The sequence below is a fragment of the Streptomyces sp. NPDC047061 genome, from assembly GCF_040643955.1.
Lineage (GTDB): Bacteria > Actinomycetota > Actinomycetes > Streptomycetales > Streptomycetaceae > Streptomyces.
Window position 1 is genome coordinate 159,222 of record NZ_JBEYVI010000014.1, and the last position, 12,458, is coordinate 171,679.

Annotated in this window: 9 protein-coding genes; 1 reads left to right on the forward strand and 8 read right to left on the reverse strand. The window is 73.7% G+C overall.

Translation table 11 applies throughout. The features are described 5' to 3' along the window. Positions 1-49: 49 nt before the first annotated feature. The 4 genes from ABZ887_RS21835 to ABZ887_RS21850 all read right to left on the reverse strand — a co-directional run bounded on the left by ABZ887_RS21835 (position 50) and on the right by ABZ887_RS21850 (position 5,499). Positions 50-2,836, reverse strand: a complete 2,787-nt coding sequence (locus tag ABZ887_RS21835) for a hypothetical protein (RefSeq protein ID WP_361291851.1) — start codon at positions 2,834-2,836, stop codon at positions 50-52. 133 nt (positions 2,837-2,969) lie between these two features. After that, positions 2,970-3,980 (reverse strand): FAD-dependent oxidoreductase, encoded by a 1,011-nt coding sequence (locus tag ABZ887_RS21840; RefSeq protein ID WP_361291853.1) that lies wholly within the window; start codon positions 3,978-3,980, stop codon positions 2,970-2,972. A 166-nt stretch (positions 3,981-4,146) separates the two neighbouring features. Continuing rightward, the gene (locus tag ABZ887_RS21845; protein ID WP_361291953.1) at positions 4,147-4,566 is read right to left on the reverse strand and encodes a zinc ribbon domain-containing protein; all 420 of its coding nucleotides are present in this window, start codon (positions 4,564-4,566) and stop codon (positions 4,147-4,149) included. Positions 4,567-4,728: 162 nt separating this feature from the next. Beyond that, positions 4,729-5,499: a TetR family transcriptional regulator gene (locus ABZ887_RS21850; protein ID WP_361291855.1), complete on the reverse strand. Its 771-nt coding sequence runs from the start codon at positions 5,497-5,499 to the stop codon at positions 4,729-4,731. Between the two features lie 186 nt (positions 5,500-5,685). On the opposite strand from ABZ887_RS21850, the gene ABZ887_RS21855 reads away from it, so the two are divergent. After that, complete coding sequence (locus ABZ887_RS21855) at positions 5,686-6,432, forward strand: peptidoglycan-binding protein (protein WP_361291857.1); 747 nt, start codon at positions 5,686-5,688, stop codon at positions 6,430-6,432. Between the two features lie 87 nt (positions 6,433-6,519). Here the strand turns inward: ABZ887_RS21855 and ABZ887_RS21860 are convergent, their stop codons facing one another. The 4 genes from ABZ887_RS21860 to ABZ887_RS21875 form a co-directional block, all read right to left on the reverse strand. Further along, positions 6,520-6,903 (reverse strand): hypothetical protein, encoded by a 384-nt coding sequence (locus ABZ887_RS21860; protein ID WP_361291859.1) that lies wholly within the window; start codon positions 6,901-6,903, stop codon positions 6,520-6,522. A gap of 440 nt (positions 6,904-7,343) precedes the next feature. Then, complete coding sequence (locus ABZ887_RS21865) at positions 7,344-8,267, reverse strand: MurR/RpiR family transcriptional regulator (protein ID WP_361291861.1); 924 nt, start codon at positions 8,265-8,267, stop codon at positions 7,344-7,346. A 186-nt stretch (positions 8,268-8,453) separates the two neighbouring features. Continuing rightward, a complete protein-coding gene (locus ABZ887_RS21870) occupies positions 8,454-10,157 on the reverse strand; it encodes a phospholipid carrier-dependent glycosyltransferase (protein WP_361291863.1) in 1,704 nt (567 codons plus the stop codon). A 94-nt stretch (positions 10,158-10,251) separates the two neighbouring features. Beyond that, complete coding sequence (locus tag ABZ887_RS21875; protein ID WP_361291865.1) at positions 10,252-12,183, reverse strand: phosphatase PAP2 family protein; 1,932 nt, start codon at positions 12,181-12,183, stop codon at positions 10,252-10,254. Positions 12,184-12,458: the final 275 nt, after the last annotated feature.

Sequence of the window (12,458 nt, forward strand, 5' to 3'; positions counted from 1 at the left end):
GACGGCCGCGCCCTGGGGAGACCACGGTCTCCCCAGGGCGCGCGGACCGCTACGAGGCGTCCAGCACCGTTCCGGTGAGCGTCAGGCCGCCGGGCAGCGGATTGCCGTCATCGGCCGTCTGCCGGAAGGTCACCGACTCGGCCGGCTCCCGGACCTGGTCCCGCACGGTGGGCAGAGCCACGTCGATGCCGGTCTGCCCCGCGGGTACGTCCAGCCACAGATACAGGCCGTCCACCTGGGACAGCGGCCGTTCCGGGTCCGGTTCCGCGCCGGAGGCGTCGGCCAGCCAGGCCGGGTCGACGTCCTTGGTGGACAGCTCCGTGCCGCCGCTGCCGACCGGGACGGGGACGAAGAGCGCGCCGATGTCCGTGTCCGCGACCGCGGACAGCGAGATCCGCCACTTCAGGGCCGCGCCCTCGGTCACCCGGTCCGCGAGCGGCGTCACCGTGACCGTGGGCGCCGGATCGTCGTCGTGCACGGTGACCCCGCCCCGGTAGGAGCCGACCACGGCCCCGTGGACGGCCTTGACCAGCACGTCGTACGGCACGTCCGTGCCGTAGCGGGTGTTGCCCCGCACCTCGACCGGCACGTCGACGTCGTGGCCGCCCGGCCGCACGGTGACCAGGCGGTCCGTCGCGGTGCCGGTCGCCGGGTCGACGACGTACACCCGGACCCGGCCGGTGCCCCGCCCCGACACCTGCACCGGGACGTGGTACGTGCGTACGCCCGAGTCGCCCTCGTCGACGGTGAGCCTCCCGACGTCGACACGCGGCAGCACGGCCGCGCGGACCGCCGGGGTGCCCGGCCGCCAGCCCCAGGCGTCCATCAGCCAGGCCCGTCCGGACCCCGAACGCGGTGTCAGCTCAAGGGAGGTGACGGACCGCAGGTCGAGCCCGGCCCGGCGGGCCGCGGTGAGGGGTACGCGCAGTTCGCGCGCCCAGTAGGACGCGGTGCGGTCGCTGCCGGGCAGCCCGTCGACCCGGACCCGGCCGAGCGTCGCCCGCCGGCCGCGGCTGTCGGTGACGGACACGTCGAGCCGGGTGCCCCGGGAGTTCGGCGGGACGAAGACCCGCAGCGCGAGCGCCTCGGCGCCGGAGAGCGGGACCGGGCGCGCCACCCGGACGCGGGTCGGGGATCCGGCGGACGTCCAGTGCAGCGCGACCGCGTGCCGGCCGGTCTCCCGTCCCGTCTCCCACTGCGCGAAGTGCGGCGAGACACCCGTGGTGCCCTCGCCCAGGCAGGCCACCGCCGGGTCGGGATCGACCGCCGAGCACAGCCGGCCGCCGGTCACCGTCACCTGGCCGTCCGGCAGGAACCCGGCACCGCGGTCCGCGCCGACCGCGTGAGCGAGCACCCGCGCCGGGTCCGCCGACGGCGCCCGCCGCCCCGAACCGTCCAGCAGCGGACGGACCTTGTCGTCCCCCGCGACGAACAGCCGGGCCGCCGCCGCGATGTACGTCGAGCCGGCCCGGTGCTGCTGGTCGGCGGTCAGCCGGGTCGCGGCCCGCGGGGAGCAGACCGGGTCCGGGTGGTCCGGGTCGTCGTAGAAGTCGTCCTCCGCGGGGGCCTGCGCCTGCCCCGGCGTCCACTCGGTGTTGAAGAAGTTGTGGTCGGCGCCGATCACGTACACGGCGCTGTGCAGGGCCCTGCCGCTGCTGACCGCGCGGGTGCCGTCGACGTAGATCTCGCCCTGCAGGTCGGAGACGTCGCCGTCGCAGCCCGGCAGGATCGTGAGCGACGGGACGTCCGGCACCGGGTTCTGGCCGAAGATGGTCGGGCCGATCAGCACGGTCCCGCTGATGTGCCAGCGCACCCTGCCGTGATAGCCGTCCTGGGCGGCCGGCGGCGGGTACAGGCTGTCCAGCGCGGCGCGGTTGACGCCCTCGCCGCCCCGCGAGTGGCCGATCAGCAGCACGCGGGAGAGGTCCGCGCGGGGTGACTCGCGCACGATCGGGGGCGCGTGGCGCGGGTCGTGCGCCCAGTCGGCCCAGTGCGCGAGGTGCAGCCGGATCAGGGACGAGCGGGCCTGCGCGCCGCCGTCCTCGGCCTGCCAGTCCTGGCCGTTGATCCCGTTCGCCGAGATCGACACCGTCACATAGCCCTGGGAGGCCAGCAGTTGCTGGTCACGCAGGTAACCGCGGTGGCTCGGGACGGGGAGCGTGCCGGCCGGGCACGGCCAGGCGCCGGAGGCGTCGTCGGAGCCGCCGTGCGGGGCGTAGCAGGTGGCGTGGCGGCCGTGCAGGAACAGCGCGAGCGGGCGGGCCTCGGAGATCCCGGTGGGCGCGACCACCACGGCCTGCATCTCGACCGGGACGGAGAACCCGGGCAGGCGCACCGACTCGAGCTGGTACGAGCCCGTCTTGGTGCGGTACGGGCCGGGCCTGCCCGGGTCCACCGGATTGGCGGGCAGCGGCGCCGGGGGCCGGACCGCCGCCGAGGGCGCGGATGCGCCCGGGCGGCTGTCCAACCGGTGTCCGCCGGACCAGACTTGAAGGTCCGTCAACGCTCCCGCCCGCGCCCCGGCCAGACCGAGCCGGAAGGTGTGCCCGTCCCGCTCCGGCTTCGGCACCCCCAACAGCCGCCCGGCCGACCTGAATTCGACCCGCGCGTCCCCCATCGGCACCCGTCTGCCGGACCGCCAGACCAGCTGGGGTGCCGACCGCCCCTGGTCGATGTGCCAGCCGGGCGGCAGCTCTCCGCCGGACATGGCAGCGGACGTGGCGGCGGACACAGCCGCGGCCGGGGCCTGTTGAGCCTGTGCGGTGGTGCCGGACACTCCTCCCGCGAGCGCGAGCACCGCTGTCGCGATGACCCATATGCGCCGGGTACGGACCAATGTTCCTCCTCCTCGGAAGGCGAGCACGGGCCGTCCCGGCCGTCCCGGGGAGCCCCTCGCCCTCCGGAGGACGGGGAGCCGAGTCTGTGGGTTGCCTGTGGGGCCTGATTGCCTGTGAGGCGTGCGTGAAAGGTCAAGTGCGCGGGAAACGGACCCTGTCGAGTTCGGGGGCGGCCTGTCCGGTGGCGAGTTCTGCCGCGACCAGGCGGCCGACGGTGGGGGCGAGGGTGACCGCGGAGTGGGTGACGGCCAGGTAGGCGGAGCCGTCCGCGGTGAGCGGGCCGATCAGCGGGCCGGCCTCGGGCATTGGGCGGACGCCCACCCGGGACCCGAGCACCCGGAACTCGCCCTCGAACGCCTCGCGGAGGCCGGCGACGGCCGTTTCGTCGTCCGCCTTGGTATGGGTGAGCAGCAGCCGTCCCGCGCTCACTTCGCGTACTTCGAAGTCCGGTCCGGCCACGACGGACCGCACCAGCCCCGGCGGCGCGGCCAGCCGGAGCAGCCGGGCCGGGGAGCCGGTGACGGGCAGGGCGATTCCGAGGGGCGCGGCCAGTTCCACGACGCCCGTTCCGGCGGCCAGGACGACGGCGGAGGCGGGACGGAATCCGGCGGTGGTGTCGACCCCCGTGACGCGCCCGCTCGCCGTCCGCAGTACCGCGCCCGCCGCCTCGTACTCGACCAGGGCGCCTCGTGCCCGGGCCGCCCCGACCAGCGCCGCCGTGACCGCGACGGGGTCCACGCCCGCGTCGGACGGGGTGTGCACGGCCGCGTCGGGGGGTGTCCGGAAGTAGGGCTCCAGCGCCCGGATCGCCGCGCGGCCGACCAGATGTCGTCCCTCGGAGAGCCGGCCCTCCTCGGAGCCGTCCGGCACCGGCCAGGTGAGCGAGCCGGTCCGGCGGACCGCGACGCCCGGCACCTCCCGCTCCAGCCGCCGCCAGTCCGCCAGGACCGCAGGGCGCAGATCCTCGGCACCGCCGGGCCAGTCCCCGCCGGACGTGCCTCCGATCCATGCGAAGGAGTCCCGGGTGACGCCCGCGGCCGGACCGGGACCCCGCTCGACCAGCGCCACCGGTACGTCCCGGCACGCCAGGTGGTACGCCACCGACGCGCCGAGGATCCCGGCCCCCACCACGATCACCGCCACGGCTGTCCCCGGCTCCGCCGCGCTAGTCGACGCCGCGCGGAACGACCGCGGCGTGGTGGCAGTGCACGGCGTAGCGGTAGTACGTCCGCCGGCCGCTCTGATCACTCATGGGCACATCCTCGCCCGGGCAACGGGTCGCCGGGCAACCGGATTTCCGGCCCGGCCGTCAGGTCCAGGCGCGGTACGGCTCGTCGAGCAGCTGGAAGACCGGCTCGCCGCGCACCGGGTCCTTGGCGGTGGAGAGCTTGACCCGGTCGCCGCTGTGGATGCCGATCGGCGGGCCCATGACCCGGCCCCGCACCACGAACCCCTCGGCCATCTCGATCAGGGACACGTTGCGCGCGGCGGGCGTGTTGCGGTGCACAACCGTCGAGTGCCGGACCGTACCGATGCCCTCGCTGCGCTCCGTGCGCAGCTCGCTGCCCTGGCACACCGGGCACAGCAGCCGGTGGTACGTCGCGGTGCCGCACCAGGTGCAGCGCTGGTAGACGATGGCGTCCTTGGCGAGGTCCGCGGGCGCGGGGTCGAGAACGCCCGTCGCGAATCCGACCGCCGACTGCGCGGCGCTCGTCGAGTGGTGGTACACGCTGGTCAACTCCCTGGGCTCGCCCGGAATCCCGCGTGTCCGGACCCGGCCGGGCACGCCCGTGCCCGGTCGGCGGTGCCACCGTGCACGCCGACAGCGTATGGCACTCAGTGTCAGCCGTAAAGGCACTGCGTACCCCCAATATGGGGTTGCCGGAACTTCTCAGGCGCGGCCGAACGCGGTCTCGATCTCCTGCACCACCCGCCACAGCGGGGCGCCGCGCCGCGAGACGAGGACGACCACGTCGTCCGGGTGTTCCACCGGGCCGCCGAACAGCGCCGTCGGCGCCCCGCCCGGGATGGGGTCGGCGGGACCGGCGGGCGCGGCGGATTCGGCGGACCCGGCACCGAACGCGTCCTGCACGTACCCGAGGGCGTGGTCGACCGTCTCGTCCGCGTCGCTCCGCCCGTCCGAACGCAGCCAGGAGCGGAGCGCGTTGTTGTGCGCCGCGACCACGGCCGCCGCGACGACGTCCGCCCGCAGCGTCCCGTCCGGGCGGCCCGCGTACCGGCCCCGCAGGTACGCGGCGAGTGCCCGCTCGTAGCGCCACACCACCGACAGCTCGTACGCGCGCAGCCCCGGCACCTGCTTGGTGAGCCGGTAGCGCTGCACGGAGAACGTGGGGTTCTCGGCGTACATCCGCAACACCAGCCGCGCCGCGTCGCACACCCGCCGCACCGGCTCGCACTGCGGGTCGCCGGCCGCCAGGAAGGCGGTCATGTCGGCGAGGCACCCCTCGTGGTCGGGGAAGACCACGTCCTCCTTGGAGGGGAAGTAGCGGAAGAACGAGCGCCGCCCCACCCCCGCGAGGGCAACGATGTCGTCGACGGTCGTCTGCTCGTAACCGCGCTCCAGGAAGAGCCGGAAGGCCGCCGCGACCAGGGCGTCCCGCATGGGCGGCTTGGCGGGCGGTGCCACGCTGCTGGAGCTCATGGACGCGAACGTAGCACTCCGTCCGCCTGTCTGGCACTCAGTGCACGAGCACGGGGGACTGAGTGCTCTGCCGGTTGTCCCCGGGGCCGCTCTCGTTCCCGGGCTGAACCGGCGGGCCGGTCCTCCCGTATGTGTCCTCGGGGATCGCGGACACCCGTGCGCGCGGGTGCGTGGAAGGAGAGCAGTGTGTCGACACCGCCCGACCCTGAACAGCCGCACCGCGGACCGGTCCTGGAACCGGTCCGGGTGCTGCGCCCCCGCAGGCTCGACACCCTCGCGGAGCTGATGCGCGAGTTCCACGAGGGGACGGAGGCCGACGCGAAGGCGAGGACGCCGAAGAGCCGGGACCCGGCGGACTTCGAGGCCTTCGACCCGGCGTCCGGCTCCGGCACGGAGGACGAGACCCAGGAACTGCCGCCGGTCACCGACGGCCCGCGCACCGCGCCGGGCGGCCGTGGTCACGGATACGGGCACGGTCCTGACGCCCACCCGTCCCGCGCCTTCGGGTTCGGGCCGGGACTGCGCCGGGCCGCCGTGGTGGTGGCGGTCGGAGCGGCCGCCCTGGTCGGCTTCGGCTGCGCCCTGCTGCTGCCCGGCCGCGAGGGCACCGCCGAGGCCGCCCAGCCGTCCGCCTCCGCGACCACGGCACCGGCCACCACCCCACCGGCCTCCGACACCTCCACCGACCCCGACGGCGCCGGCACCCTCCGCCAGGGCGACACCGGCCCCGAGGTCGTCGAACTGGAGCAGCGCCTGCTGCGCATCCCGGACGTCTACCGCGACGGCTCCACCGCCGGCACCTATGACGCCGCCCTGACCGCCGCCGTGGAACGCTTCCAGGTCTGGTACGGCATCAGCGGCGACGAACGCGGTGTCTACGGCGACGACACCCGCAGCGCCCTGGAGTCCCGTACCAGCCTCACCGACAGCTGACCGGTGGCTTCGACCGGCGGGCGGGGCCCCGCCCGCCGGCCGGGGGTCCGGGTGCTGCCGGGCGGGGCGGGCGGCGGACCGGAGCGGTCAGCGGCCGGTGCTGTGTCCGACGAGCGCCTCGGTGACCACGCGGACGCTGCGGGCGATGTGCTGGAGCTGCATGACCTCTGCCGCGTACAGCTTGATCGTGTGCTCGATGACCGACTCCGGCAGGCCGAGCAGGGGCAGTTCGGCACGCGCCGTCTGCAGCGCGGTGCGCGCCACCCGGACCTCCTGCTGGACCTGGATCTGCGCGTGCCGGGCAAGGAGCACGGGGTGCCGGATCAGTGCCGGGTAGCTGGCGTAGCGGGCCGGCACGAGTTCGCGCAGCCACTTGGCGGCGGAGCGTTCCCAGTCGTAGCTGCCCGGTGCCTTGACCTGGCAGGGCCAGTCGGAGCTGATGCGCGCGGTCGTCGTCAGAGTCATGATCATCGCTTCCGGGTGTGCGGCGTCGTGAGGGTGCTCGACGGGGGTCTGGGCGGCTCCGGCCTAGGGGATGGCCGGAGCCGCCGCGGGCGAATCGCGCAGGCGATGCCCGTTCGAACATCCCCGGCGCCGACGCGGGTAGGAGACGGCGGCTGGGGATGTCCGTGCGAGGCCCCGGGCGTCGGCCGCCGGCACTGCGGTTGGTGCTGCGTGCGCATGGGCGGTCCGTCGGCTTTCTCGGGGCGGGTGCGAGCGGTGCGTCCTCGGGTGCGGAACGTGCCCGGAGTGGGCCGGGGGTGATCCGTGAGCAGTATTTATATATGCCGTCCGGTTTGCAAGACGTATGAAAACATTCATGCGTGAAATGTGGTGAATGGTCCCCCTACGGGGTCATGCGGAGAGAGGTCACAGGGAGGAGTTACCCCTGGTAGGCCCGGTTCCCCGGGTCAGTCCTTGAGGAAGAACTGGTGCTCCTCGGCGACCTGCTCGTACTCCTCCAGGCGCGCCTGGGTGCGCTCCGGATCGGCGTCGGTCATGGCCTGGAGCAGGGCGGCGGCCATCAGACCGGGCGCCGCGTAGGTGTCGAAGACCAGGCGGGACCCGATGCCGGTGCTGAAGGTGACGTCGGCCTCGTCGGCCAGCGCGCCGAGCGCCTGGTCGGTCACCAGCGCGACCCGCAGCCCGGCGGTGCGCGCCACCCGGATCGCGGTCAGCGTCTCCTGCGCGTGCCGCGGCATGCCGAACGCCAGCACCCAGGTGCCGCCCGCCTCGCGCGACTGCAGCAGCGCGTCGTAGGCCACGCTGCCGCCCCGGGTCACCACCCGTACGTCGGGGTGGATACGGCGGGCGGCGTAGGCGAAGTACTCGGCCAGGGAGACGGAGATGCGCAGGCCGAGCACGGTCAGCGGGGACGACTGGGACAGCTCGCGGCCGATCCAGATCACCCGGTCCGGGTCGGCGAAGTCACGGCGCAGGTTCTCCAGGTTCTCGATCTCGGCGTCGACGGCCGCCTGCAGCTCGTTGCTGCGCTGCTCCGTGACCGCCCCGGTGCCGCCCGCCAGGGTGCGCAGCGCGATCGACTGGAGCCGCTCCCGCAGTGCGGGGTAACCGCTGAAGCCGACCGCGCCCGCGAACCGGGTCACCGACGGCTGGCTCACCCCGACCCGCTCGGCGAGGTCGGTGATCGACAGGAAGGCGGCCTCGGTGATGTGGTCGATCAGGTACTGGGCGATGCGGCGCTGGCCGGGCGAGAGCCGGGGGCCGTCGAAGAGTTCGCGGAGCTGGGAGGTGGGCGCGGCCTCGGCCTCCGGCACCGTTTTGCCCGAGGTGATCGCGGATGCCTGTGCACGTGCCTGCTGCGGCGATGGCACCGAAGCGCCTCCTTTGTCTCCCACGAGGACTCAACATAGCTCACGGACCGTGGTGACCAGGGGTTGTGCGGTACGCCGGACCGTCCCGGCGCCGAACGCTCAGGATGCGGAAACAGCACCGGGATTCCGGTGCTCACCGGCGACGGATGCGGTGGTCCTCGCCGGTGGATCGGGTGGATCGTACGGTCACCGCCGATAGATGGTGATCGAATGACCGACATCATCGACCGGACGGCTGGTGTCGATCAATTCGGCCAGTGCGCCCCGTGCCTTGGCGGCCGCCGAGTCGGAGACGACCAGCAGTCCGTGCACCTTCCCGGGCGCCACCTTGCGGGGGTCGGCGGCGTGGATGCCGTAGTACGCCGGGACGCCACTGCCCTTGTAGACCAGCCAGATCCGCTCGCCCGGGTAGCGCTCCCGCAGCCGGTCGGCGAGGCGGCCGAGATCCTGCCCCCAGTCCACGTTGGAGTCGTGCAGCCACCGGTGCGTCTTCGCCGGACCCCCGAACGCCTCGTTGGCGTACGGCAGATAGAACGGGAACGTGTGCAGCGAGCTCACCGCGACGAACAGCACCAGCGCCCCGCCCACCGGCCGCGCCCACCGCCGACGCACCGTCAGGACCGCGGCTCCGCCCACCGCGAGGAACATCGGCATGAAGACCGCGTACCGCGTCCCGAAGTCCCGCGACCCGGTCATCGCCGAGGCCAGCAGCACGGCCGGCGGCAGCAGCAGGTACGGCGCGGCCCGCCGCAACCGCCGTACCGCCACCAGCGCGACGGCACCGGCCGCCCACAGCGCCAGCATGCCGAGCGGGGTCTTCACCAGCAGGGCGGCCGGCAGGTAGTACCAGCGGGAGCCGGTGTAGAGGTGCCCGAACAGATAGCCCTGCCAGGGGTAGTCCTCCAGGGCGAACTGCATCCGCATGCCGTCCCGGTAGGCCTGGGGGAAGGGCATCAGGTCGGTCAGGAGGCCCCGCAGTCCGTGCACCGCCGGCACCGGCTCGGCGGACAGCGGACGCAGCCGGGGGTCGACCGCCAGATAGGAGAGCCACACGACGGCGACCGCGGTCACGGCCACCACGGCGGCGGCCGAGAGGACGCGCAGCGCACGGCCCGGGCGTGCTCCCCACACCGACACCACGGCCAGCGCCATGAGCACCGGGACCGCGGGCAGCGCGCTCATCTTCGTCGCCACCGAGGCCCCCAACGCGGCTCCGGCCAGGGGCAGATACAGCCTGGGACGGCGCCGGGCCCGCCACACCAGCCAGGCCGCCGTCAGCACGAACCCGGCCGACGGCACGTCCAGGGTGGCCAGCGAGCCGTGCGCGATCACGTCGGGGGAGAAGCAGTACAGGGCGAGCGCCAGCAGCCCGGCGGCCGTGCCGAGGACCTCACGGGCGAAGGCGAACGCGACCAGACCGAACAGCAGCGTCAGCACGATCACCGGCAGCCGCGCCCACAGCATCACCCGCCAGGGGTCGTTGCCGGACGCGTACAGCAGGTGCTGTCCCACCTGCCCCTGGTCGCCCTTGTACGACGGGTCGTAGTGCGGGTCGGCGACGGCGATGCCGGCCATGATGAGGAGTTTCCCGAGCGGCGGGTGCTCGGTGTTGTAGCGCAGCCGGTGCTCGTGCAGGTAGTCGGTGGCCGTGGCCACGTAGACCGGCTCGTCGATGGTGGGTGTCTGCTGGACGGCGGTGGTCACCATCGCCGCCGCCATCTGGGCGAGCAGCAGCACCGCGAGGACCGGCACCAGCCACCGGCGGCGGGCCCGCAGGGCGACGGCCAGCCGGGCCGCGGCGGTGCGCCGGGGGAGCGGCCCGGGGGCGGCGGGGAGGTCGGGGACACCGGGGACGTCGGGTTCGAGGACCGACTGCTGTTCGCTTGCCATCTTCCGCCCCGCGGGGACACCGGGCCCGCGGTGACGGGAGTGATCACGAGCAGCCATGGGCTCTACTGTCGCATCGCTCCCGCCACCGGGCGCGTCACCGCTTCACGAGTCGTACCGACAGACCGTCTGCCGTGTAGACGGGTACGGCCCGCAGCGTGGCGGAGTTCAGCTCCACCTTGTCGAACTGGCCGCGCAGCCGCGGCGCGTCGACGACCGGGAGGGTGCTGCCCGCGGCCGGCGGGTGCTCGGTGCCGAGGTTCAGCACGAGCGTGCTGCCCCTGCCCAGGACGGCCAGGTGCTTCACCGCCAGCGGCGCCTTGCCGCCCTTGACGAGGGTGACCTCCAGGGCGCCCGCGTCCTGCGTGTACGTGCCGCGCACGAACAGCTTCCCGGCGACCCGCAGGGTGCCGGCCGAGACCCGGACGTCACCGCGGCCCAGCGCGTCCTCGGAGGCGGCGACCAGGGTGCCGGCGGCCAGCACGGTGCCGCCCCGGTAGCCGTTGTCGCCGGCCAGGGTCAGCGTGCCGGTGCCCTTCTTGGTGAGCGCGCCGTGGCCGTCGATGTCGTTGCGCCAGGTGTCGGCCGCCGCGAAGCCGCCGGCCGCCGCGTCTAGGGTGACCGTGACGTCCGTGTCGAAGGCGCCGTAACCGTCCGCCGCGGCGAACAGGTTGAGGCGGCCCCACTGCTCCGGGCCGTCCAGCAGCACGTACCCGGAGGGCAGGCCGGTGCTGCGCAGCACCTCGCGGCGCTGGTCGGCGGTGAGGTACGGCTGGCGGGTCTCCAGCAGCACCTCGGCGCCCTTGGGCACGTCGAACGGCAGTTCGCGGCCCTCCCGGTCCAGGATGTACGTCAGGCGGGGCGTGGCCGCGCGCTCGTTGGCCTCGCGGTCGGCGTACGGGTCGGTGGCGGTACCGGCCGAGTGGGCGTAGGCGTACAGGGTGTCTGCGGTGGAGCCGGTCTGCGCCTCGAAGTAGGCGAGGGCCTGGGCGCGGGCGGCCGCCTTGAGGTCGGCGTTGGCCGGGTCCGCGAGGGTGGCGGCGGCCAGGGCGGTGGCCATGATGCGGCCGCCGATCACGTCGACCGTGTTGTGCATGCCCGCGATGATGCGGGTGTCGCTCAGCTCCAGGGCCCGGGCGACCAGCTCCTGGAAGCGCTCCGGCACCGCGTACGCGTAGGCGAGCCCCGCCAGGTGGAAGGCGTTGGTGTGGCCGGACGGGAAGCCGCCGTCGTCGGTGGGGGAGGTGCTGCGCTGGCGCAGCAGCTGCGGGGCGACGACCACGTCGGACTCGTAGACCGGGTAGCCGTAGGCGTCCGTCGTACCGGTGTCGACGACCTCGCTGTGCTCGTTCATCCGCCACGGACGCGGGTACTGGTAGGCGTACTTGGACGGGTTGCCGGACGCGTAGTTGCCGCGCAGGGTGTCGACCAGGGTGGCCACCTTGCCCAGTGCCGAGTCGTGCGAGCCCGCGCCGAGCGCCGCGCCCGCCGGGGCGCCGGCCGGGACGGCGTCGCTGATCGTGGTGGCGGGCGTGCCGTCGGGGGCGCTGGTGATCGAGGTGACCGCGAGGGAACCGGCCTTGTAGAGGTCGGCGAGCGGGCCGAGGCCGGCGATCATGGCGTAGCTCTGGTGCTGGCGGTCGTAGAGGAACGCCTTCTTCGCGTCGGCGGCGCTCCGCTTTCTGGTGATCTTGGCGCAGTAGCGCATGTTGTCGCGCAGGATGTCGGCGCGCAGCACGCTGCCGGTGTTCCAGGTGGAACCGGTCTTCCAGATCTGCGCGAAGCCGCCGAGGATGCGGACCACCGCGTTGGTGTCGGCGGTGAGGTTGGTGCTGATGTTCGTCTTGTAGTCGTCGACGAACGCGAGGGCCGTGGCGGCCTTGGCGTCGGCGGCCGCGAGCCAGCCGACGAAGGTCGGGGTCGCCAGCACACCCGCCGACGCGCCGAGCGAGGTCTTCAGGAACCCCCGTCGGCCGACGGCGAGTCCACGGGCCGGAGAAGCGGAGTGGTGCCCGGCAGGTGACGGCATGGATGTGCCTCTCTTGAGTTCTGCGGGAGTACACGCGGACGGCCGATGCTCGGGATGCGCGTGAGCGTGTGGGTTCGCGTGGGAAAAGTATTGAACGAGCGAAGTTCTAGGGCGAGTTCGTGTCCCGATGGTCATCGCCCGACGACCGCCGTGTGACCCGGAGTTGAACGGGAGCTCCGTGGTTCACAGGAAGAACCGCCCGGGACCTGCGTGTTCGCAGCCTCGAACGGCCCGTGGTCCAGTGCCGCGGGACCGGACGGGCTGCGGACGGGTTT